Source organism: Rufibacter sp. JT3400010, from assembly GCF_054956755.1.
On record NZ_JBUDXA010000006.1, the window covers coordinates 159,234 to 181,879 of the forward strand.

The window sequence follows — 22,646 nt, forward strand, 5'->3', positions numbered from 1 at the left end:
TCGCATTCCTACATGTTCCAATTCTTAATTGTTAATTCTAATTCCTAATTCTTGAAATATGAGCACCCAAAAGTTCAAAACCAATATCAAGTGCGGAGGCTGTATCGCCGCCGTGACACCTTCCCTTGACAACACGCCGGGTATTTACCAATGGCAGGTAGACACCGCCAGTCCAGACAAAGTCTTAACCATTGAAGGCGATGCTTCTTCTGACACCGTGATTCAGGCAGTGGAACTCGCGGGCTACACCGCCACCAAAATTGACGATTAAGTTGCTTAAAGCAGAACGGCCACTTCCATTGAGTGGCCGTTCTGCTTTCATATGGTGGGACAATGAAGTGAGAGGGGCTTGGTTTTTCCGCCTGATTCCTGAGCCGTAAGTGTTAGAATTATCATAAGTTTACCGGCGCATCGTTTACAGGTAAACTACACCATTCGGCATGTTCAAACATCTTCTGTTCTGGATTCTCCTTTTCTTCAGTTGCACGTTTTCTTCTGCATGCCACGCTCAAACCACCTCCCCCGCTACTACGGCTACAGGCAAATACCGCTACCTGCTCTTGTCGAAAGCTGGAACATTGTCGCGCTTTCGCATCCAGATTGGGGAACCCATCACGTTTAAGCGTTTCCAGGACAAGAAGCTGCAAACCATGGAAGTGCTGGACATTAGGGGGAACTCTTTTTATGTAGAAGGTCTGGAGGTGCCGCTAAAAGATGTAGAAAAAATCAGGCTCAGGAACCACACTGGCGGCCGGAAAGTAGCGCACTTTGTCGGTTCTTTCCTTAAAGCGGGGGGCAGCATTTTTACCCTGGTGGGTGGCATCAATGTGCTGGCCAACCTCAATGACAAGCCTGACCGAATGGATGCTTTCCAGACCCTAGGCGGAGCGCTGGCCCTGTATGGCATTGGGGAAGGCTTGCACGTCCTCCGCAACGGCACGTATAAAATCAATAAAAAATGGACGCTGAAGGTCATTGAGATGTACTAACCTCATTTGGCTTCAAACGTCCATTTCTGTTTTGTATCTCCTTTCTAGATAATGGCTTTAAAAGGCAATTCTTCTTTTTAATGCTACGATGTAGGGGCAATCTCCAGAATATTCTCAGCACGGGAAATCATCCCCTACCCCTTCAAAGGGGACGGAATGCGTGAAGGCCTTAACTACTTATGAGCTGCAAGACAGCATGGAGCAACCGGCTTTCTGGCTGGCCCAATCAGGGCGTTTGGCGAAGAACTCCTCATGGTTGCGGGAATACGGGTCTTTCATGGCGGCCTGTAGTTTCAGGAACAGCGTATTCTCCCCGCGTTCCAGTTCTTCTATGGCTTGGTGCAAAAGATAATTCCGGAGGATGATTCTGGGGTTGGCTTTCTGCATGCGTTCCCTTGCTTCTTCGCGGGTGCTAGTGTTGGCTTTGAGGCGGGTAGCGTAATCCTGCATCAAGGTGAACAAAGTGGCACGCTCTGCTGCCTCCACTTCCCGGTAGAAACTATCCTGGAAATGCGCGGTCACCTCGGCCTCGGTGCCTACTTCTTCCGGCAGGTCTATAAGCAATTGGAAGAAGATAGTCATGTCCAGGTTGAGGGTGTAGAGCACATCGGTAAAGCGGGTAATCAATTCCTGATCGCCTTCTTTTACTTCGTCTAAGCCCAGTTTATTCGCCATCATGGCGTAATACTTCTCGTGGAAAATATCGCCGTAAGTTTCCAAGATAGCTACTAGTTCCTCAGTACCCGATAATAAAGGCGCGATGGCGCTGGCCAGACAACCCAGGTTCCAGTAGGCAATGGAGGCTTGCTTCCCGAAGGCGTACCGGCGGCCCGGTAAATCGGTGGTGTTGGGCGTGAAGTCTGGGTCGTAGTCGTCCAGGAAGGAAAAGGGTCCGTAGTCAATGGTGAGGCCCAGGATTGACATGTTATCGGTGTTCATGACGCCGTGCACAAAGCCTACGCGCATCCACTCCACCATAAGGTTGGCGGTTTTCTCCATGATTTCTTTAAACCAGGCTAAAATCCGGTTTGCGCCCTGCAGGTGCGGGTAGTAGCGGTCAATGGTCCAGTCTACCAGTTTCTGCAAGTTCTCGTTTTCGCGGCGGGCGGCGGGCATCTCAAAACTCCCGAAACGTAGAAAACTGGGGGCCACGCGCATGACAATGGCGCCAGGCTCATAGGCGGGGTTGCCGTTGTAGAACATATCGCGCAGCACCTGGTCACCGGTAGAGACCAGGCTCAAAGCTCTGGTGGTAGGTACGCCCAGGTAGTGCATGGCCTCACTCATGAGGTATTCCCGCACAGAGGAACGCAGCACGGCTCTGCCATCGGCGCGACGCGAGTACGGGGTAAGTCCGGCACCTTTTAACTGCAATTCCCAGGATTTCCCGTCAGGGGCTTCCCACTCGCCCAGCGTTATGGCCCGGCCATCGCCTAGCTGCCCGGCCCAGTTCCCGAACTGGTGTCCGGCGTAGCAGGCGGCGTAGGGGTACATTGACGGGGCCACTCGGTTTCCGCCCAGGATGTCAATGTCTTTCTGGTCCGTGGGTTTTTCAATGCCGAGTTCCTGAGCCAGTTCCTCTGACCAGGCCAACAGTTCGGGTTTGTTCACGGGCGCGGGGATGGCCTTGCTGTACAGGACACCGGGGGTCTGGCGCGGTTTGGTATTGCCGCTGTCATCGCCGTCAAAGGCGGCGACAAACTCGTTTTTATATTCTTTTTCGCTTAAAGACTGCATAGGTTTCTGAGTATAAGTGCTCTTACGGCTAGTTTCTCTTAAGTTGAAGCAGACACTAGCGGAGCTTTCTTTTAACAGAAATAAAGGGAAAGTAGTTGACTTTAACCATTATCTTTTTCGGGGAAGGGGTTTCTTTTGTAAGGTTCTGGCCTATCATGCTGTCAGCTTGGTTTACCGGAGGATACTCCTTCCAGTTAATGAATTCCTGGTTTAGAATCAGAGGCAAACTCGTTCTGACTCAAGTAAAAAATAAAACTTTAGACAGGTATCTCGCATAAAAACATGCGGGTTGCGGCAAATACCTACGTTAAACTTTAGTACCTTTAAATGCCTTTACAAGCCTTATTTACAATATTTTAACTTTAACCGGTTTAAAATATCAATTTGATTACAAGAGGTATCAACTGGCAGAAGGGGGAGTTTATTATGACGTACTGTTTAGGAATAAAAGTGAAAGAGGGGCTGGTTGCCATTGCAGACACCAGAATAACCGCAGGCTCTGACACCACAGAGAAAAAGAAAATTTACGTTCAGCAACACGGGCAGCATTCGCTCTTCATCATGACCAGCGGGCTCAGGTCTGTGCGCGACAAAGCGGTTCTCTACTTCCAGGAACTCATGGAAGAAGGTGCCGAGTACAACAAGCTGTACAAAGCCGTCAATGACTTCGGGGCACAGGTAAAACGGGTGGCCAAAGAAGACAAAGAACAGCTGGAACAGGCGGGCCTTCGGTTTAACCTGCACACCATCATCGGCGGGCAGTTGCAGGACGACGAAGAGCATAAACTTTTCCTGCTGTACCCCGAAGGCAACTGGGTAGAACTGGGCCAGGGCGCTCCGTTTGTGGTCATCGGGAACTCCGGACACGGCAAGGCCATCCTTAACCGGGCCCTTACAGATGATTCTTCCATGCAAATGGCCTTAAAAACCGGATTTTTATCGTTTGACTCCACCCGCGTCAGCGCCAATGACGTAGACTTTCCTATTGATGTCGTGCTCTACCGCGCTAACAGTTTTGAGATGGTAGAACACCGGTACACCAAAAAAGACCTGGAAAGTATCTCTGAACAATGGGCCTCTGAACTGAAATCTGCCTTAAATAAACTTCCGGACATCTGGATGGAAGCAGCCTTCAATAAGATTCCTGTGCCTACCGAAAACCTATGAAATTAGAGGTAACTGTCAAGATGAGGTATGAAATCATTTCCTCTTCCTCTGTCATCTTGAGCATATTGCCCTTCCAATCAGATAAACAAAGAGTGTGGGATGAAGCCTTTCAGGTGGTACCTGGGGTAACCATGCAGGAAGTGCCCGCCGCCGTTGGCGAAAAGCGGATGAAGATTATTGACGTGCCAGACGCGGGCGATGTCACGTTTGCTTTCTCGGCTAAAATAGAGAACCAGCTACAGGCCATTCCCAGCACTGAGCTGGTAGATGTTTCCATTCCGCTCATGCCCGCCTCTGTGCTGCGCTACCTGCACCCCAGCCGGTATTGCCAGTCAGACCGGCTGTACAAGTTTGCGCACCACAAGTTCGGGAATATTCCCCACGCCTTTGACAAGGTAATGGCCGTGCGCGACTGGGTGCATGAGAATGTGGAGTACCGAGGCGGCTATTCTACCTCGCACACCTCGGCCTTTGACACCATTACTGAACAGGTAGGCGTCTGCCGTGATTTCGCGCATTTGGGGGTGGCTTTGTGCCGAGCCCTCACCATTCCGGCCCGTTATTTCACCGGCTATTCTTACCAACTGCAGCCCTCTGACTTCCACGCTTGCTTTGAGGCCTACCTGGGCGGGCATTGGGTGCTCTTCGATTCCACCAAAATGGTGCCCCTCAACGGCCTGGCGAAAATTGCCACCGGCGCAGATGCCACTGAAACCGCTTTCGCCAGCACCTTCGGCAACCTCCATTTCAAGGAACATGAAGTTAGCGTAAACTTGTTAGATTCTGATTTTGAAGCTGTAAACAGCGACAGCCTTGAGCAAGGCTATTCGTTTTCCTGAGGAACGGCCAGGGCGTAGACACTTATAGGAGCTGCACACACTACCAGCTCTTTGGAGTTGTTTTGCTAAAAACAGGTTCTAAACGTGAAAACCTGTGAGGTCTCCAAGACCTCACAGGTTTAAAAAGTACTGGCTCAACTGGCGCGAGACTCCAGTCTCGTGACAAAGGATGAAGCGAGTCTCCAGACTCGCCGGGAACCACCAACAGAATAGCGAAACAGCTTTACTGAGTTTCTTTAAAAATTTCCCAAAAAGGCCAGAAGACCTACCGGCCTCCCCTCTTCCCCGATGCCCAAGGCATCAACTTCCAGAGTTCCATCAAAATCACGGCACCTACGGCTAACCCGGCGGCTATTTTCCATTGGTCCCACCCGAAGGTTGCAGGAATAGTGAAGATGCCTCTGATGCCCGGCAATACCGTCAATCCATACAACCCGAAGCACAGCAACACCGCGCCTATCACATATTTGTTCTGGAAGAAACCGGCACCAAAGGCGGTCTGGGTGTTAGAACGCGCCGCGAAGGTTTGCAGCGTACGGGCCAGAATCAAGGTGGTAAACGCCATGGCAATGCTCATCTCCTCTGAGTGCTGCAACCCAATGTACTGGGAGATAATTACCGCCACGCCAATCAGAATACCGCGCATGAGCACGCTCCGTAGGGTGCCGCCCGCAAAAATTCCTTCGTTGATGTCACGGGGTTTGCGGTGCATTACGTTGGGTTCGGCTTTCTCTACGCCCAAAGCAATGGCGGGCAGAGAGTCATTGAGTAGGTTGATGAACAGCAACTGAATGGGCGTAAACGGGTTCACCCAGTCCAGCGCCAAAGCGAATAGGATGGCAACGATAGCGCCCAGGTTCCCAGAGAACAGATAAGCGATGGACTTTTTAATGTTGTCCAGCACGGTTCTTCCTACTGATACGGCACTGATGATAGAGACGAAATTATCATCGGTCAGAATCATGGCGGCGGCGTCTTTGGCCACATCGGTGCCGCTGCCCATGGCTACGCCAATATCGGCTTGTTTCAGGGCCGGAGCATCGTTCACGCCGTCGCCGGTCATGGCGGTAATCTTGCCTTTCCGCTGCCAGGCGCGCACAATCCTGATTTTATTCTCCGGCGAGACGCGGGCGTACACGGCAATATCCTCCAACTGACGGTCCAGTTCTTCTTCTGACAAAGCATCCAGTTCCTGCCCGGTTAAGGCGATGTCGTTTTCATCCATCAGGCCAATGTCTCGGCCAATAGCCCGGGCAGTGGTTTTGTGGTCGCCGGTAATCATGACCGTTCTAATGCCTGCTTTCTTGGCTTCGGAAATGGAGGCGTACACTTCTTCGCGGGGAGGGTCAATCATAGCGTTCAAGCCTACCAGCACCAAGTCATTTTCGTCTTCAAAGGAAACGCCGTTGCCATTGGAAAGCGGTTTGTAGGCGAAGGCCAGCACCCGCAAGGCACGGTCAGAAAAGTCTTCGTTCTGGTTTTGTATAGATTCCAGGAGTTCTGGGGTGAGGGGTTGTTCTTCTCCGTTTAGCAGTACGCGCGAACAGCGGGAGAACACCACATCTGGCCCGCCTTTGGTGAGCATCAGCCGCTGGCCGTCAATGGTGTGCACGGTAGACATAAGCTTGCGTTCTGAGTCAAAGGGCAGCTCAGCTTCGCGTTTATACTGTTTCCGAAGCTCAGTGTACGGTTGCTGTTTCTTGTTGCTGAACGCGATGAGTGCTATCTCAGTGGGGTCGCCCATTTCGGCACCGTCTTCATTTATCTGGGAATCATTGCAGAGTACCGCAATTTGCATCAGGCGCCGCTCAGAGATGGACCACTGCGCCGGGTCTTCAGTGAATTCCTCAGAAGGCTCACTGGGGATGAAGAACTCCACCACGGTCATTTTGTTCTGGGTGAGCGTGCCGGTTTTATCAGTGCAAATGACGCTGGTAGAACCCAGGGTTTCCACGGCGGGCAACTTGCGGATGATGGCGTGGCGCTTGGCCATCTTGTTGGTGCCCACGGCTAATACGATGGTCACGATGGACGAAAGCGCCTCGGGGATGGCGGCCACGGCCACGGCTACGGCAAACATGAAGGCTTTGAGCAGCGCATTGGTCATGTTACCGGTGTCACCATCTACCCAGACGCGGAACGCCTCCACCCCGAAAATGACGATACACAGCGCCAGAATCACCCAACCCAGTTTCTTGCTGAAATCAGCTAATTTGCGCTGGAGCGGGGTTTGCTTGTTTTCGGCGGAAGCGAGTAAACCGGCTATTTTCCCAATTTCGGTCTTCTCAGCGGTGCCGGTGACTACAAATTTTCCGCGGCCGTACACCACCAGTGCACCACTGAACACCATGTTCTTGCGGTCGCCCAGGGCTACTTCCTCCGGAATTTCTTCGGTTTGTTTTTCCACTGGCACAGACTCGCCGGTGAGCATGCCTTCGTCTATGCGCAGGGAGTTACTCTGCACCAGCCGCCCATCGGCGGAAACGAAATCGCCGGCTTCCAGCACCACCACATCGCCGGGCACCAGTTCGCGCGCGGCCATGGTTTGGGTCACGCCATCGCGCAGCACTTTGGCAGACGGCGCCGACATTTGCCGGAGTGCGTCTAAGGCGCCTTCAGCTTTCTTGGTTTGCACCACGCCTACCACCGCGTTCAGGAGAAGCACCGCAAAAATGATGACCGCCTCTATGACTTCGCCCAGCACCAACTGCACCGCCGCCGCAATGAGCAGCACAATAACCATGGGGTCTTTGAAGCTTTCCAGAAACAGTTTCCAGATGGGGTCTTTGGAGGCTTCGGTCAGTTCATTGGGCCCATACGTCTGCAACCGCTGTTGCGCTTCGGCACTGGTAAGGCCTTTGACAGATGCCTGAAACTCTTGTAAAACTTGGTCTGCGGGGCGCTGGTAAAATTCCATGAAACAACGGTTTGGCTGATTTTCTAAGAGCGCTCACAAGCAGAGCCTCCCTCTTTCCTTCACCTCTTCCAAAATTGTCACGTTGGCTTATACGCAGATTATGGGTAGGTTTCTACCCTGTTTTGGAAAATAGCCCTGTAAAACAGACGCTAGCCCCAGAAAGAGTCTTTTCTGAAAGCAAAACAGCTGGCATGGAGGTCTTGTTTTAGGCTTGCTTTCAGTAAAACAGCGGGTAAAAGGCAAATCAGGAATCGACTAGGCCGGAGAATCCTTCAGTAGTGCGGGAGGTCACAAACTCTATCACTCTAAGCTCCACCAGGTCCTGGTACACGAAGGGATCTTCCTGCATAAGTGCTTCTACCTCGGGTTTGCTGTCTGCTTTGCAGAAAATGAGGCCGCCGTCACGCGGTACTTTCCGGCCCGAGGCAAGGAAGTGCCCGCTAGTATAGCCTTTCTCCACGAAGGCCATGTGCTCTGCCAAGAATGGTTCAATCTCTGAGAAAGGTACTTTATAGGTGAGTTCAATAAGGAACATACAGCATTGGGTTGGTGACCGGTAAAGCAACGATTTCTATCTCTCTGGCTCATTTCCAGAAAACAGGCCCTAAACGTTCTTCTTGTCAGGAACCTAATTATACACAAGTCTTACGGAATGATGTTAAACTCCCAGGCATGCCCTGCGTTTTCTTTGTAACGGTAAAAATCAACCGTAATTACTATCAGCATTTCTATGAAAACACTGTTCTCCCTTGCCATAGCATTGTCCTTGGGCCTTTTATCGGCTGAGGCGCAGCACGAGCATCATATGCCCCCGGCTAAAAAAGACACTAACCCGGCTGTGAAACAAGCCGCTCCCAAGAAAAAAGTAACTCCGGCTACCCAGCCGAAGACGACGAAAGCACGGCCCGTCAAAAAGAAACCCGCGCCAGCCAAAACCAAACAAACATCGATCACGCCTGCCGTTGACCATTCGCAGCATCAAATGTCCGCTGATAGCCTGAATCGGGCGAAGACAACCGGGCACGAAGGACATACCATGTCCACTGATACCACCAAAAGCCACCAGCACCACACCGTAATGCAGATGAACCACGCCGCGATGACTTCTGACACTACGCAGCACGCCGGCATGAATCATAGTATGGGCGGCATGAGCCACGCATTCTCCCGCAACCTGCCCATGAACCGGAACGGCTCCGGCACGTCCTGGCACCCCGATGCCACGCCCATGTACGGCTACATGAAACACGCCGGCGACTGGATGCTCATGTTCCACGGCCAGCTCTGGCTTCGCTACAACAAGCAAGATATTTTCAATAAAGGCTCGCGCGGCGATTCCCAACTAGACGCTCCCAACTGGTTTATGGGCATGGCGCAGCGCGAGGTGGGTAAACGCGGATTGTTGCGATTCAGTGTGATGATGAGCCTGGATGAACTGACCATGGGTGACCGTGGCTATCCCTTGCTGTTCCAGAGCGGCGAGACCTACGGGGGCGGAAAACGCTTGGTAGATCGCCAGCACCCGCATGATTTGTTTTCTGAGATAAGCGTGGGCTACACGCACATGCTCAACCAGGACATGGACGTCTATGGTTTTGTGGGATACCCTGGCGAGCCGCCGGTGGGCCCGCCCGTGTTCATGCACCGCATCTCGGCGTTCAACAACCCAGAGTCGCCGTTGGGCCACCACTGGCAGGATGCCACGCACATCACCTTTGGGGTAGCCACGCTGGGTTTCCGGTACAAACAGTTCAAGATAGAAGGCTCTAACTTCACCGGCCGTGAGCCCAATGAGAACCGCTACAACTTTGACAGACCACGCTTTGACTCCTATGCCGCGCGTTTGTCTTATAACCCTTCTGAGAACTGGGCCCTGCAAGTATCGCGCGGCTGGCTGAAAAGCCCTGAGTCCCTGGAGCCCGAGGAAGACGTGACCCGTACCACTGCCTCGGCCTTGTACAGCCGGGCCTTGCCGGGTGGCGACGACCGCTTCTTTACCTCGGCCTTTATCTGGGGCTTCAACGGCGGCGGCCATCACCAGGAACACTCGGCCATTGCCGAAGCCAACCTCCAACTAAACAGAACCGCCCTCTACGGCCGCTACGAATACGTGCAGAAAACGCCCGGCGAACTAGACCTCACCAACCAGTTTGACCACCACGAGGTCTTTGACGTGCACGCCCTTACTTTGGGCACGAGCCAACGTGTCGCCAACTTTGCCAATACATATTTAACCGTTGGCGTGCAGGGCACTGTTTTCGCACCAGACAAATTGCTAAAGCCACTGTACGGCAAAACTCCGGTTTCGGGTGAGATTTACCTCAGACTGAACCCTGGTTTGATGATGGGCAGCAGCCGGGCACGTACCTCCTCTTCGGGGATGCAGCACCAGCATTAAGCACTTATTAGAGGTAGTTAGCAGCCCTCTCGTTTGAAGCTTGTTTTTAGGAAAACAGGTCTTAAACGGGAGGGCTGTTTTTTTTAAGGAAGTTTACTGGCGCGAAACTCCAGTCTCGTGACTCAGCATAAAGCGAGTCTCCAGACTAACCGGGAACCAAGGTAATATTGCTGTGTGTAGAGTTAACGTAAGCGATCTACGCACCAAGGAACAGCCAATCTCCAGATTGGCGAAAACAGAAAGGCAACCGGTACAGATGCTCGCAGGTTCTCCGGATGCTACTAGCGTCTTTTGGGCAGGCGGTATTTCGGCGGTAAGCAAAACTCCACTCCTTACTTTAAGAATGATTACTGAAGGATGGGGAGAAAAGGCAGCTCACTCCAGTGCTACACTTAAAGATTCTGCTTCTGCCTGATGTCGTTTCCTACCCAATTCCTGGTACACAGGCTCAAACCATTCCCCTTTCAAGACTCAGGACTCCTTTAAAGGCTGTTTTCAATTCCTTTGCTGAAGGCGTCAATAAAGGCGTGTTTGAGTACGTTGATGAACGTCTTCCAGCCGTTGGTTTGCGGATTATTGAGGTCGCCTTTGATGGGAATTTGGGTTGCTATCTGGTCGCGGGGTTGGTTTTCGGCGGCCTCGGTGAAGACCCCGATGACGGCTTCTTTCACGGCACTCAGAATACCGCCTTCTTTCTTGTCTTTCTTCCAGTTCAGGACTTTTACCTCTTCAAAGAACGGTTTAATGTAGCCGTCCAGTTTGCCATCTGTTGCTTTGAGTTCGGCGTACATGTCAAGCTTTCCGCGCTCCACGTCAAACTTGGCGTAGGCTTTGATGAAGTTGTTCAGGCTGGTGAGGTTCACGCCCGTCAACTGACAATCGGCATCAAAATCTGGGATGCGTTTGAGGGCGTTCACCTGCATCTTTCCTTTGAGGGTTCCGCCGCCAATAGACTTGCCGCTCACCGTTACTGAGGAAGGCAGCTTTTTACCTACTTCCTCCACATTGGCCAGGTTGAGGGCTACCAGTTCCATGCTGCTGATATGGAATCGGACATCGGGCGAAGCCGTGAAATTCATGAACGCGAACCTGCCGTTGTGCACCTCATAGCGGTTGATGGTGATGGGCATCAGGTCTTTGACCACCTCGGTCCAATGGTCCAGACTGGGGTCATCTTTGGAGCTGCCAGACGAGGCACTGGTCACCATGTTCAGCACCGGGCTGGTCATAAACACCTCGCCTACCAGTTTGCCCTTGAACAAAGACTTCCACTCAATGGACAAATCGGTGTGCGGAATGGTCAGGAACGGGTACTTGGGATTGCCTTTTTCTTCTTTCAAGACCAGCCCCTCAATCTGGTACGCCCCTCTGATGAGCGCGATGTCCACGTCTTTTACGTAACCGGTATAGCCGGGCAGTTCTTCCAGCGTTTTGTTTACGTAGTTTTTCACAATGTACGGAAGCGCAATCCTGAACGCCAGCAGCAAGACCACCACTGCCAGTCCTATCTTCAATGGTTTTGTAAGCCGAATAGCCATTTCCAAAAAGGTTATTGTACAAAACTTTTCTTAACCTTTGGGTAGATACGCAAGCAGACCAAGTGCAGTTAACTAACAGCCGTCCTGCTACTGCTTCTGAACTCATCCATTGCAAAGGCTGTTTCTTTCCTGCTGAGATGAGCTTTTAAGCCGATTTTCTAAAATAGGCTCATAAACGCATTTTCTAACTCAGAACACTTAACTCAAGACTCAGCACTCCTTTTAGTACCTTTGTCCAAATTTTGAATCCGTTGAACGCCGCTCCCAAAATCCTGCTCATTACCCCGCCGCTTACGCAGCTGAACACACCTTATCCCGCTACGGCCTACATTAAAGGCTTTCTGCAGGGCCGGGGCTTTAACGTGACACAGGCTGATTTTGGCTTGGAGCTGGTTTTGCGCCTGTTTTCCCGGAAAGGACTGAACCAGGTATTCCAAACTATTCTGGACGGAACTTACGAGTTGTCAGACAACAGCCAGCGGATGCTGCGTCTGCGCAAGTCCTACCTGGATACCATTGAGCCGGTCATCCGTTTCCTGCAGGGCCGCGACAGCACCTTGGCGCACCCTATTGCCATGGGTTCTTTTCTGCCGGAGGCCAGTCGCTTTTTGCAGTTAGCGGATTTGGAAGAAGCCTTCGGAACCATGGGCATCACCGACCGTGCCCGGCACCTGGCTACGCTGTATCTGGAAGATTTAGCTGATTTGATCAAGGAGACCGTTTGCCCGCACTTCGGCTTCAGCCGCTACGCGGATAAACTGGCAATGAGCGCCACTTCGTTTGACCCGTTAGAGGATGAGTTGCAAACTATTCCTAATCTGGTAGACCAGATGCTGCTGGATATATTAGCCGAACGGATGCAGGAAGTACAGCCCGATGTGGTGGGATTTTCGGTGCCTTTTCCCGGCAATTTGTACGGCGCATTGCGATTGGCGCAGTTCATCAAGCAAAAATACCCGCATGTGAAAACGCTCATGGGCGGTGGTTACCCGAACACCGAACTGAGAAGTCTGCGCGAACCTCGCATTTTCAAATACATTGACTTCATCACCTTGGATGACGGAGAAGGCCCATGGCTGAAGCTGCTGGAGTTTTTCCAAGGTCAGCGTTCTGTGGAGCAACTGCAACGCACGTTCCTGCTGCTGAACGGCGAAGTGCAATACATCAATGGGGCCATCGATGCTGATATTCCGCACACTGAAGTAGGCACTCCTGATTACAGTGACCTGAAACTGCACGAGTACCTGAGCGTGGTGGAAGTGCTCAACCCCATGCACCGCCTTTGGAGTGATGGTCGTTGGAACAAACTTACCATCGCGCACGGCTGTTATTGGAAACGCTGCTCTTTCTGTGACATCACCTTAGATTATATTTCCCGCTACGAGACCGCTCCCGCCACTTTGCTGGTAGACCGCATCGAGCAGATCATCGCCCAGACGGGGCAAACGGGTTTCCATTTTGTGGACGAAGCAGCGCCGCCGCTGGCCCTGCGTGATTTGGCTATTGAACTGTTGCGCCGAGGCGTGAAGATTACCTGGTGGGGCAACATCCGCTTCGAGAAAACCTTCTCCGCTGACCTTTGTCGCTTACTGGCTGCCAGTGGCTGTATTGCCGTATCTGGCGGATTAGAAGTGGCTTCTGACCGCCTGCTGGCGAAGATGGAGAAAGGCGTGAGCATTGCCCAGGTAGCCCGCGTGACGCGTGATTTCACGGCCGCTGGTATCATGGTGCACGCATATCTCATGTACGGTTTCCCAACGCAAACTGCGCAAGAGACTATTGACTCGCTGGAAGTGGTGCGGCAGTTGTTTCAACAGAATGTAATTCAGTCTGGTTACTGGCATCGGTTCTCCATGACGGCTCACAGCCCCGTGGGCAAGAACCCGGAAAAATACGGCGTGGTGAAAGTAGGCCCGGAACCCGGTTTGTTTGCTGATAACGATTTATGGCACGAAGACCCGCAGGGTGCCGACCATGAGCTTTTCGGGGCTGGTTTGGCGAAAGCGCTGTATAACTACATGCACGGCATCGGGTTGGAAGAGCCGCTCTCTTTCTGGTTCGATTTCAAAGTACCCCGTGCTTCCCATCCCAAGAACATGATTGCCCAAGCCGTAGAAGCCATCGGTAAACCAGATTCTGAGAAGCAGAACCTGCGCGTGCTGTGGTTAGGGAACGCCCCTGAACTAGAGGTGGTGACCAAAACCAAGAAAGGTCGCACGTTCCACAATGCGGTCCTCACCTTCACAGAGAAAACAGAGGAATACGAGATTAGAACCTCGCCAGAGATTGGTCAGTGGCTGCACACCTGGCTCACCCGCCTGTCAGAAGACCTCGGCACCAAATATCTGCTCAAGGACTTAGCCCCTGATTATCCCGAAGGCCAGATGTTCACCTTCCAAGAGTTCCTGATTACGGACACTTGGCTGGATTTGCGGGAACATGGATTGTTAATTGTCTAGAACTGAATGAGGGCTGCTTTGATGAAAACAGCTCCCATTTAGAACTTTGGATGTTTCCAATATTCTGCTCTTTTCTGCTCCTATTGATCAAAAGAAAGGAAAACCTCTTCTTTTTCCTCGTTAAAATAAATCCAACCATTAGCGGCCAAGGACAAACTTTCTAATGTAGCAATAGTACTAGAAGCAAATTCAAGTCTACCGTACTTTTTCATTTCTCCTTTCAGAGCTCTCCATAAATCAAATTCAAGATCTTTCATCCAAGCAGCCGAAAAAGCTTGTTCGGACAAGTCACTCATATATTCTGCTAAGGCTCTTTGTTCGATAGATAAATCCTCTAGCATTTAATTGTTTTTAGCGTTTTTACACCTCCCGTTGCATGTACAAATCGCGCTGCACGTCTTCGCCTAAGACAAAGGTTAACTCTCCCGCTTCTTTAAACCCGTACTTCTGGTAAAAACGAATGGCGCGTTCGTTGCTTTCCCACACGGTAAGCCACACCACATCATGCCCGTTTTGCTTCGCGCGCTCCAAGCTCATATGCATCAACGTATCTCCTAACCCGCGGCCAGTCCATGCTTGCAGCAAATACAATCGGTTTATCTGGAGAGGCTTTTGGCCGGTGATTTCAGCAGGAGCCGGACCAGTGTTCCACTTTACATACGCCACCGCTTCTCCATCCGCTTCCACAATCAGGAACTCCGTGTTGGGGTCTGCTAACTCAGCGGCTTGTAGGGCTGGAGTGTACATGGTGGGCTTGAAGGCGGCCATGTCCTCGGGCGTATTGTAGGGGGCAAACGATTCGTCGAAGGTGCGCCAGCCTAAGTCGGCGAGTAAATCCGCATCAGCGGGAGTTCCCTTGCGGAAAGTAAAGGTATCAGTGGAGTAAGCGGGCATGCAGCGTTTTTTCTGCAAAGATAGGGAGAAGAACCTGAGCACTGCTTCCTACTCTGTACTATACCTCCACCACAGGATGTTTTACTCCTGTTTTTCAGAAAAAAGCCTTAAAACCCTGAAGGGTAAAACCTATTTTATACGAGCCAACCTCAAGTTTGTACCCTTATTTATACACTTTCTAAGTGGGTATGTGCGTATACTAGTAGTTGAATCTGAAATCCATCGACCTAGTATATGTCACAAGATAAATTCCCCAACCCAGACCTTCCGGAAGAGGGAAACGGAGCTTCGCATTCCGATGCCCGGCGTACCTTCCTGAAGCAATCCTCCATCTTAACGGCGTTGGCGTTGGCTCCTACCGCTGCCATTAAAGCGGCTGAGCTGAAGTACGAAGAGAAAGTAGCAGCGGTGTTCGAGCAGGTGAAAATCACCTTGGCCATCAACGGCAAAAAACAAAAGCTTTCCGTGGAGCCGCGTACTACGCTGCTAGACTTGTTGCGCGAGAGACTAAACCTCACCGGCACCAAAAAAGGCTGTGATTACGGTCAGTGCGGTGCCTGTACCGTGCACGTAGACGGACAGCGAGTGCTGTCTTGCCTCACCTTGGCCGCCATGGTAGACGGCAAAGACATCACCACCATTGAAGGCCTCGCCGATGGCGATAAACTGCACCCTATGCAGGAAGCCTTCATCAAGCACGATGGTTTCCAGTGCGGCTACTGCACCCCAGGCCAGATTATGAGTGCAGTGGCGTGTATCAGAGAAGGCCACGCCGATTCTGACGATGAAATCCGCGAATTCATGAGCGGCAATATCTGCCGGTGCGGCGCTTACCCTAACATTGTGAATGCCATCAAAGAAGTTAAAAACGGAGGACAGCGGGTATGATACAGTTTCAATACGTAAAGCCCAGCAAACCCAAAGCGGCCATTGACACGGTAGCCAAAGACCAGACAGCCATGTTCATCGCCGGAGGCACCAACTTGGTAGACCTCATGAAACGTGGCGTGATGACGCCCGAAAAACTGGTGGACATCAACAAATTGCCGCTCCGGAAAATTGAAAGAGAGAACAACAACGTCCGGATAGGTGCCTTGGCGTTGAACGGAGCCGTGGCCGAGGACAAGTTGGTGATGGAAAAACATCCGCTGCTGTCTCAGGCTTTGAATGCGGGTGCCTCGGCGCAGCTGCGGAACATGGCTACCGTGGGCGGCAACATGATGCAGCGCGTACGGTGCCCGTATTTCTATGACATTGCCATGCCCTGCAACAAACGCGAACCCGGCACTGGCTGCAGTGCCATCGGTGGCTTCAACCGCATGCACGCCATCTTCGGACATAGCGACAAATGCATTGCCGTCAATCCCAGCGACATGAACGTGGCTTTGGTGGCGCTTGATGCCGTCGTACTGGTTTCCGGCCCTAAAGGCGACAGGAAAATCCCGTTCGCGGAGTTCCACCGGCTGCCCGGCGACACGCCCCACATCCACACGAACCTGCAGCAAGGCGAGTTGATTATGGCGGTGGATGTTCCAGAGAATCCCTATACTAAAAACGTCAACTACCTGAAAGTGCGTGACCGGACTTCCTATGCGTTTGCCTTGGTATCCGTGGCCGCTGCGCTAGATTTGGATGGCAGCAACATCAAATCGGCTAAGCTGGCGATGGGTGGCGTGGCGCATAAGCCGTGGCGCTTGAACGAAGCAGAACAGTTTTTGGCCGGTAAACCTGCTACGGAAGCTACCTTCCGGCAAGCCGCTGAGATTGCCATGCGTGGCGCGAAAGCCTTTGAGCACAATAAATTTAAACTGCAGATGGGTCCTAACACCATTGTTCAGGCCTTGAAAAATGCGGCAGGCGCCGTTTAACCCTCCTTCCTTATGAAAGATTATTTCTTCCAAGATACCGTTGGTAAACCGATGGACCGGGTAGATGGTCGCCTGAAAGTAACGGGTGCCGCCAAATACTCTGCTGAATACGAGTTGCCCAACATGGCGCATGGCGTACTGGTGGGCAGCACCATCGCCAAAGGCAGCATCAAAAGCATTGACACCAAAAGAGCCGAGAATGCGCCGGGCGTGTTGGCGGTGTTGCATTATCAGAACTCACCCAAGGTGCCCGGGTATGCCCAAGAGGCGCACCCCACGGAGCCTAAACCGGCGGGTAAGCCACTCCAGGTTTTTATTGACAACCAGATTCACTTCAACGACCAGCCCATCGCCATTGTGGTGGCCGATACGCTGGAGCGAGCCATGTATGCTGCCCGGTTGGTGAAAGTGCAGTACAACGTAGACGAGCACGCGACTGACTTCAATAAAAATGTACCCAAGGCTTTCTTGCCTACGGCGGCCAAACGCAATCCCAAGCACGGACTGAATGATTACACCCGGGGCAAAGAAGACGCGTACAAAAACGAGGCGCTTAAGATTGAGAGCGAGTATGTAATTCCCACGGAGTTCCACAACCCCATGGAGTTACAGTCCATCATCGCGCATTGGGAAGCTGATAATAAACTCACCGTCTATGACAAAACTCAGGCGGTGATTGGCACGCAGAATGCTTTTGCCAAAGACTGGGGAATTCCGGTGGAGAACGTGAAGGTGATTGCCACCTTTGTGGGCGGGGCTTTCGGGAACGGGCTGCATACCTGGCCGCACGAGACCGCTGCCATCATTGCCGCCAAGAAAGTGAACCGCCCGGTAAAAGTGATGCTCACCCGTGAGCAGATGTTTACCATGGTAGGCTATAGGCCACACGCCTGGCAGAAAGTGGGCATGAGCGCCACCAAAGATGGAAAAATCACCGCCATCACGCACGAGGCCATCGGGCAGACATCTACGTACGAGGAGTTCACTGAGTCTACCTTGCAGCAGACGCGCATGATGTACACCAGCCCCAACGTGACTACCCGTTACCGCATCCTGCCCTTAGACGTGAGCACGCCCATCTGGATGCGCGGCCCTGGAGAGGCAACGGGTGCTTTCGCGTTGGAAAGTGCGATGGACGAAATGGCGTACGTGATAGGCATGGACCCACTGGAGTTCCGCCTTATCAACCACACTGACAAAGACCCAGAGAAAAACCTACCCTGGTCTACCAAATACCTGAAGGAAGCCATGCAAATGGGCGCCGAACGAATTGGCTGGAGCAAGCGCCAGTTGAAACCCGGACAGGTGAAGAACGGCGAATGGTTGGTGGGCTACGGCATGGGCGTGGGAACCTTCGGGGCGAACCGCGGCCGCGCCAAAGTAAGAGCCACCCTGCACAAAGACGGCACACTGGTGATGCAAAGCGCCACCACGGACATTGGTCCCGGAACTGGAACCGCTATGGTGCAGATTGCTGCGCAGAACCTGGGCTTGCCTCCGGAGAAAATAATATTTGAGTTGGGTAGTTCCTTGTATCCGCCTTCGCCTAGCCAAGGTGGTTCTGCCACGGTGGCAACCGTAGGCTCGGCGGTGCATGCGGTTTGCCAAACGTTGAAGCAGCGGATAGCCAGCATGGTAGCCGGCAACGCAGACACCAGCTTCAAGGGTGCCACTGTAGAGAACCTGACGTTCAAAGACGGCTATGTTTCGGTAACGGCTTCTCCGTCAGCTAGACTTTCTTTCGCTGATATCCTGAAACAACAGAACTTACCTGAACTGGAAGTTAGCGAAGAATCTACCCCGGACGGAAATCTTCGGTCTAAATACTCCATGTACTCTTACTCGGTACATTTTGCCGAGGTGCAGGTACATCCGTTAACGGGCCAGGTACGCGTCACCAACATGGTGGCTTGCGCCGATGCTGGAACCATCATCAATGCCAAGACTGCCGGAAACCAGATGATTGGCGGCGCCGTGGGCGGTATAGGAATGGCCCTGACCGAAGGAGGCGTAATTGACCACCGCTTCGGGCGGTACGTGACCAAGGACTTTGCCGAATACCACGTGCCAGTTCACGCTGATGCGCCCAACATCTCGGCTGCGTTCGTGAACAAACCTGACCTCATCAATAACCCGAACGGTACTAAAGGGATTGGGGAGATCGCGATCATTGGTGTAGCTCCGGCTATTGCCAATGCCATCTTTAATGCAACCGGTAAACGGATTCGGGAATTACCGATCACGCCAGATAAGCTGATGATGGTTTAGATAGAATTATATTAAAACAGAAAAGCCGCTCTACTATAAAGTAGAGCGGCTTTTCTGTTTTATAGGTGTTTTAGGAAAATCGGCTAATAAACAGCCCCTTGCCTAATACCGATATCCAGGGAAGTATTTGATATCAAACTCCATGTAATCCTCATTGTGGCCGTTGCCGGCGGCGGTGTCATAATCGTCTACGATCTTCTTTATTTCTACAAGGCCGTAGATAACTGGGGAATGGGTAGGACGGTATTTGAAGGCAAAAACGTCTCCTTCCTGCACGTTCTCCACCACTCCGGAAGCAGGTCCATACTGTCTCATGCCGGCAGCAATCTGGTTGGGTTGGTTCCAGTTTTTGGCGCCAATAGGAACTTTCACGAAAACAGCCTGCCGCTCTCCGTACCAACTGCCGGAAGCGAAACCGTGCTCAAAACGATTATCAAACCATTCGCGCGGCGGCATCTTGTTACTTATCAAGGCAAGGGAAGACGGGTACGATTCATTTCTTAACCCTTGCCAAGGAATGCCAGGAGCTTCTGTATCATGCACTACCACAAATGAGTTCCTGGAATTACTCCATTGGTTATACAGCTTCAAGTTCTGATAGATATAGGGCTCTGCTACCGTCAACTTGATCTCCGGGGCTTTGCCAGTAGTGGGTTCTTTGTAGATAGTGCCGTCTTCCTCCTGTGCCTCTACGGTAAGGACAATGTCCTCTCCGGGTTTAGCCTGCACTATGTAGCTATTGACCAGGTATTCAAGGGTGTACTCGTTTACCCATACCCCGTTCTCTTGGGTGAGTTGACCACTACCCACCATAAGGTGCCAATCCCGTCCCCGCAGGTTATCATAGACTCTGAAGTCTTTGATGCCTTTGTTTGTTTCAAACCGGAAGTTATACCGGATAGTGTCTCCTGTGTACACGCGCATTTCCGTAGCTGGATAATCTTTGGGCAGATATCCATCATTCGTGTACTTGGAATAGACTACGGTAGAGGTAAACTGTGAATAAGAAGCCGGTGCTGGTGCATCATCATCTTCTGAGCAGGAACTCATCAGGAAAGGGACGGCGAAAAGCCAGAGCAGGTGCAGTAATTTACGCATAGGGTTTAGGAGGTGAGAATAGAAGTTCTGTTCACCAGCTTTTACCCGTTCCTCATCGCTTCTCCTGCACACCTGGCTGAACTCAGAATCTTTTCTCAAAGACCAGACCAACCCGCTTTTCCCCTACGGCTTATGCAGCCTTCCTAAAATATATTACTCTATTTCTGAACCGGTTTCCTGAAAATAACCCAAAAATGGAAGCTAATGCCGCTAAGAACCATAGCTGCAAAACACAAAAGTAGAGGCATCTCAATAAACAAAAGCCCCTGTTTTAAACCGATTTCTTGTAAAACCAGCCTAAAACAGGAGCTTTTCAATAGCAGAAACGGAAGCCTTAATCGCGCTTGCTTTTCAGCAGTTTGCGTAGCTCAGCTAACTCATCGCGGTATTTGGCGGCTTGCAGGAAGTCTAGTTCTTTGGCGGCGGCTTCCATCTGCTTTTCGGTTTTCTTGATGACTTTCTCCAGTTCGTCCTTCTTCATGTACTGCACAACTGGGTCAGCAGCGATGGACATGAGGCTTTCGTCTGGACCGGCGTACACTTTCGGTTCTTTCCGGTTGGAATCAGCCACAGAGGTTTGCTCCATAATCGCCTCTTTGGATTTCAGGATGGTTCTTGGCGTGATGCCGTGCTCCAGGTTGTACTCCATCTGCACAGCACGACGGCGGTTGGTTTCGTCAATGGCACGCTGCATAGAACCGGTCATTCTATCGGCGTACATGATTACTTTCCCGTTCTCGTTCCGGGCGGCGCGGCCGATGGTCTGAATCAGGGAGCGTTGGTCACGCAGGAAACCTTCTTTGTCGGTATCCAGAATGGCGACTAAGCTTACTTCCGGTAAATCCAAGCCTTCACGGAGCAAGTTTACGCCAATGAGCACGTCAATGATGCCCAGGCGCAGTTCCCGAAGAATCTCCACGCGGTCTAGGGTTTTCACCTCAGAGTGAATGTATTTCACCTTGATGTTGAGACGCTCCATGTACTTGGTGAGTTCCTCGGCCATGCGTTTGGTTAGCGTAGTCACCAAGATACGGTCACCTGACTTGATGCGATTGTCCACTTCATCTAACAGGTCGTCAATCTGGTTCTGGCTAGGCCTGATTTCAATTTCAGGGTCTAACAAACCGGTTGGCCTGATAATCTGCTCCACCACTACACCCTCAGATTTTTGTATCTCGTAATCGCCGGGTGTGGCGCTAACGAAGATGACCTGGTGCATCACGCTCTCAAACTCGTTGAAGGTAAGCGGACGGTTGTCCATGGCGGCCGGTAACCGGAAGCCATATTCCACCAGTGCCGTTTTACGCGAGCGGTCACCGCCCCACATAGCACGCACCTGCGGCAAAGTGGCGTGGCTTTCGTCAATCACCATCAGAAAATCATCGGGGAAGTAGTCCAATAAACAGAAGGGACGGGCACCAGGCTCACGACGGTCAAAGTAGCGGGAGTAGTTCTCAATACCGGAGCAGTAGCCTAGTTCCCGGATCATCTCCAGGTCAAACTCAGTCCGCTCTTTGATACGCTTGGCTTCGTTGTCGCGACCTTCTTTTAAGAAGTACTCGTGCTGGGCCACCATATCAAATTGAATCTCGTTGATGGCTTGGTTGAGCGTGTCTTTGCCAGTCACGAAAAGGTTAGCCGGAAACAGGGAAATGCCTTCTTCATCGGCTATCTTCTTTCCAGATTGCGGGTCAATGCGCTGGATGGATTCAATCTCGTCGCCCCAGAAGTAGATGCGATAGGCAAAATCGGCGTACGCCGGAAAAATATCCACCGTGTCGCCTTTCACCCGAAACGTTCCACGTGTGAACTCCACCTCGGTGCGGCTGTAGAGAATAGACACGAACTGGTACAGCAGATTGTTGCGGCTCACTTTCATGCCCGGAGCCAACGGAATCACGTTCTTCCCGAACTCCTCTGGGTTGCCGATACCGTAAATACAACTCACCGAGGCCACCACAATCACATCGCGCCGGCCAGACAGCAAGGCCGAGGTACAGTGCAGCCGGAGTTTCTCAATCTCTTCGTTGATGGCCAAGTCTTTTTCAATGAATACATCAGAGGAAGCAATGTAGGCCTCGGGCTGATAGTAGTCATAGTAGGAAATGAAGTATTCTACCGCGTTGTTGGGGAAAAACTGCTTGAACTCACCGTAGAGCTGCGCGGCCAGGGTTTTGTTGTGGCACAGCACCAGCGTAGGCTTGTGCACCTCCTGAATCACGTTGGCTACGGTAAAGGTTTTACCCGTACCGGTGGCTCCCAGCAACACCTGCGCGTGCTCACCCGTCCGGATGCCGCGCACCAGTTCCTGAATGGCTTTGGGCTGGTCGCCGGTAGGTTTGAATTCTGATGTTAATTGAAAATCCATAGCGGAAATAAATACGATCAAAGGTAACGTATTATAACACCAAGCCGCGCAAGAGAGTTTAGCTTCTTGCTAAATATACTGGTGTTTTAAGGCTACCTTACTAAAA

Annotated in this window: 17 protein-coding genes; 9 read left to right on the forward strand and 8 right to left on the reverse strand. The window is 51.8% G+C overall.

Going from position 1 to position 22,646, the window contains the following annotated elements:
* The first annotated feature begins 58 nt into the window (after positions 1-58).
* Complete coding sequence (locus ACY0JR_RS08490; RefSeq protein ID WP_462633520.1) at positions 59-271, forward strand: heavy-metal-associated domain-containing protein; 213 nt, start codon at positions 59-61, stop codon at positions 269-271.
* Positions 272-440: 169 nt separating this feature from the next.
* Entirely contained in the window at positions 441-989 is a 549-nt protein-coding gene (locus ACY0JR_RS08495) for a hypothetical protein (RefSeq protein WP_462633521.1), read from the forward strand.
* Positions 990-1,166: 177 nt separating this feature from the next.
* Here the strand turns inward: ACY0JR_RS08495 and ACY0JR_RS08500 are convergent, their stop codons facing one another.
* Positions 1,167-2,726 (reverse strand): protein adenylyltransferase SelO, encoded by a 1,560-nt coding sequence (locus tag ACY0JR_RS08500; protein WP_462633523.1) that lies wholly within the window; start codon positions 2,724-2,726, stop codon positions 1,167-1,169.
* Positions 2,727-3,152: 426 nt separating this feature from the next.
* On the opposite strand from ACY0JR_RS08500, the gene ACY0JR_RS08505 reads away from it, so the two are divergent.
* Together ACY0JR_RS08505 and ACY0JR_RS08510 are read left to right on the forward strand one after the other, a co-directional pair.
* A complete protein-coding gene (locus ACY0JR_RS08505) occupies positions 3,153-3,893 on the forward strand; it encodes a peptidase (RefSeq protein ID WP_462633524.1) in 741 nt (246 codons plus the stop codon).
* Positions 3,890-4,732 carry a transglutaminase-like domain-containing protein gene (locus ACY0JR_RS08510; protein WP_462633525.1) on the forward strand — a complete coding sequence of 281 codons (843 nt, stop codon included), beginning with the start codon at positions 3,890-3,892 and terminating at the stop codon, positions 4,730-4,732. The genes ACY0JR_RS08505 and ACY0JR_RS08510 overlap by 4 nt, the downstream gene beginning before the upstream one ends.
* Positions 4,733-4,997: 265 nt before the next feature.
* Here ACY0JR_RS08510 and ACY0JR_RS08515 read toward each other — a convergent pair whose 3' ends face one another.
* Both ACY0JR_RS08515 and ACY0JR_RS08520 read right to left on the reverse strand, forming a co-directional pair.
* The gene (locus ACY0JR_RS08515; protein ID WP_462633526.1) at positions 4,998-7,649 is read right to left on the reverse strand and encodes a cation-translocating P-type ATPase; all 2,652 of its coding nucleotides are present in this window, start codon (positions 7,647-7,649) and stop codon (positions 4,998-5,000) included.
* 244 nt (positions 7,650-7,893) lie between these two features.
* Entirely contained in the window at positions 7,894-8,184 is a 291-nt protein-coding gene (locus ACY0JR_RS08520; protein WP_462633527.1) for a YciI family protein, read from the reverse strand.
* Positions 8,185-8,379: 195 nt separating this feature from the next.
* On the opposite strand from ACY0JR_RS08520, the gene ACY0JR_RS08525 reads away from it, so the two are divergent.
* On the forward strand, positions 8,380-10,047 hold the full coding sequence (locus ACY0JR_RS08525) for a hypothetical protein (protein WP_462633528.1): 1,668 nt from the start codon (positions 8,380-8,382) through the stop codon (positions 10,045-10,047).
* Between the two features lie 482 nt (positions 10,048-10,529).
* Here ACY0JR_RS08525 and ACY0JR_RS08530 read toward each other — a convergent pair whose 3' ends face one another.
* Positions 10,530-11,585 carry a DUF748 domain-containing protein gene (locus tag ACY0JR_RS08530; RefSeq protein ID WP_462633529.1) on the reverse strand — a complete coding sequence of 352 codons (1,056 nt, stop codon included), beginning with the start codon at positions 11,583-11,585 and terminating at the stop codon, positions 10,530-10,532.
* 242 nt (positions 11,586-11,827) lie between these two features.
* Between ACY0JR_RS08530 and ACY0JR_RS08535 the strand changes: the two genes are divergently transcribed.
* Positions 11,828-14,044, forward strand: coding sequence for a B12-binding domain-containing radical SAM protein (locus ACY0JR_RS08535; protein WP_462633530.1), 2,217 nt, complete (start codon positions 11,828-11,830; stop codon positions 14,042-14,044).
* Positions 14,045-14,124: 80 nt separating this feature from the next.
* Here the strand turns inward: ACY0JR_RS08535 and ACY0JR_RS08540 are convergent, their stop codons facing one another.
* Together ACY0JR_RS08540 and ACY0JR_RS08545 are read right to left on the reverse strand one after the other, a co-directional pair.
* Positions 14,125-14,385 (reverse strand): hypothetical protein, encoded by a 261-nt coding sequence (locus ACY0JR_RS08540; RefSeq protein ID WP_462633531.1) that lies wholly within the window; start codon positions 14,383-14,385, stop codon positions 14,125-14,127.
* A 19-nt stretch (positions 14,386-14,404) separates the two neighbouring features.
* Positions 14,405-14,938, reverse strand: coding sequence for an N-acetyltransferase family protein (locus ACY0JR_RS08545; RefSeq protein WP_462633532.1), 534 nt, complete (start codon positions 14,936-14,938; stop codon positions 14,405-14,407).
* Between the two features lie 234 nt (positions 14,939-15,172).
* Between ACY0JR_RS08545 and ACY0JR_RS08550 the strand changes: the two genes are divergently transcribed.
* Genes ACY0JR_RS08550 through ACY0JR_RS08560 form a run of 3 tightly spaced genes read left to right on the forward strand, consistent with a single transcriptional unit; the run spans position 15,173 to position 19,074 of the window.
* The gene (locus ACY0JR_RS08550; RefSeq protein WP_462633534.1) at positions 15,173-15,826 is read left to right on the forward strand and encodes a (2Fe-2S)-binding protein; all 654 of its coding nucleotides are present in this window, start codon (positions 15,173-15,175) and stop codon (positions 15,824-15,826) included.
* Positions 15,823-16,806: an FAD binding domain-containing protein gene (locus tag ACY0JR_RS08555; protein WP_462633535.1), complete on the forward strand. Its 984-nt coding sequence runs from the start codon at positions 15,823-15,825 to the stop codon at positions 16,804-16,806. The genes ACY0JR_RS08550 and ACY0JR_RS08555 overlap by 4 nt, the downstream gene beginning before the upstream one ends.
* A gap of 12 nt (positions 16,807-16,818) precedes the next feature.
* Positions 16,819-19,074 (forward strand): xanthine dehydrogenase family protein molybdopterin-binding subunit, encoded by a 2,256-nt coding sequence (locus ACY0JR_RS08560; RefSeq protein WP_462633537.1) that lies wholly within the window; start codon positions 16,819-16,821, stop codon positions 19,072-19,074.
* 102 nt (positions 19,075-19,176) lie between these two features.
* Here the strand turns inward: ACY0JR_RS08560 and ACY0JR_RS08565 are convergent, their stop codons facing one another.
* The gene (locus ACY0JR_RS08565) at positions 19,177-20,172 is read right to left on the reverse strand and encodes a hypothetical protein (RefSeq protein ID WP_462633538.1); all 996 of its coding nucleotides are present in this window, start codon (positions 20,170-20,172) and stop codon (positions 19,177-19,179) included.
* A 334-nt stretch (positions 20,173-20,506) separates the two neighbouring features.
* Positions 20,507-22,540, reverse strand: a complete 2,034-nt coding sequence (gene uvrB / locus ACY0JR_RS08570) for an excinuclease ABC subunit UvrB (RefSeq protein ID WP_462633539.1) — start codon at positions 22,538-22,540, stop codon at positions 20,507-20,509.
* Positions 22,541-22,646: the final 106 nt, after the last annotated feature.

Bases quoted from the DNA above. Each gene is read 5' to 3' on its own strand.
- ACY0JR_RS08490 (WP_462633520.1), top strand. From the start codon at position 59: ATGAGCACCCAAAAGTTCAAAACCAATATCAAGTGCGGAGGCTGTATC.
- ACY0JR_RS08495 (WP_462633521.1), top strand. From the start codon at position 441: ATGTTCAAACATCTTCTGTTCTGGATTCTCCTTTTCTTCAGTTGCACG.
- ACY0JR_RS08500 (WP_462633523.1), bottom strand. From the start codon at position 2,726: ATGCAGTCTTTAAGCGAAAAAGAATATAAAAACGAGTTTGTCGCCGCC.
- ACY0JR_RS08505 (WP_462633524.1), top strand. From the start codon at position 3,153: ATGACGTACTGTTTAGGAATAAAAGTGAAAGAGGGGCTGGTTGCCATT.
- ACY0JR_RS08510 (WP_462633525.1), top strand. From the start codon at position 3,890: ATGAAATTAGAGGTAACTGTCAAGATGAGGTATGAAATCATTTCCTCT.
- ACY0JR_RS08515 (WP_462633526.1), bottom strand. From the start codon at position 7,649: ATGGAATTTTACCAGCGCCCCGCAGACCAAGTTTTACAAGAGTTTCAG.
- ACY0JR_RS08520 (WP_462633527.1), bottom strand. From the start codon at position 8,184: ATGTTCCTTATTGAACTCACCTATAAAGTACCTTTCTCAGAGATTGAA.
- ACY0JR_RS08525 (WP_462633528.1), top strand. From the start codon at position 8,380: ATGAAAACACTGTTCTCCCTTGCCATAGCATTGTCCTTGGGCCTTTTA.
- ACY0JR_RS08530 (WP_462633529.1), bottom strand. From the start codon at position 11,585: ATGGCTATTCGGCTTACAAAACCATTGAAGATAGGACTGGCAGTGGTG.
- ACY0JR_RS08540 (WP_462633531.1), bottom strand. From the start codon at position 14,385: ATGCTAGAGGATTTATCTATCGAACAAAGAGCCTTAGCAGAATATATG.
- ACY0JR_RS08545 (WP_462633532.1), bottom strand. From the start codon at position 14,938: ATGCCCGCTTACTCCACTGATACCTTTACTTTCCGCAAGGGAACTCCC.
- ACY0JR_RS08550 (WP_462633534.1), top strand. From the start codon at position 15,173: ATGTCACAAGATAAATTCCCCAACCCAGACCTTCCGGAAGAGGGAAAC.
- ACY0JR_RS08555 (WP_462633535.1), top strand. From the start codon at position 15,823: ATGATACAGTTTCAATACGTAAAGCCCAGCAAACCCAAAGCGGCCATT.
- ACY0JR_RS08560 (WP_462633537.1), top strand. From the start codon at position 16,819: ATGAAAGATTATTTCTTCCAAGATACCGTTGGTAAACCGATGGACCGG.
- ACY0JR_RS08565 (WP_462633538.1), bottom strand. From the start codon at position 20,172: ATGCGTAAATTACTGCACCTGCTCTGGCTTTTCGCCGTCCCTTTCCTG.
- uvrB (WP_462633539.1), bottom strand. From the start codon at position 22,540: ATGGATTTTCAATTAACATCAGAATTCAAACCTACCGGCGACCAGCCC.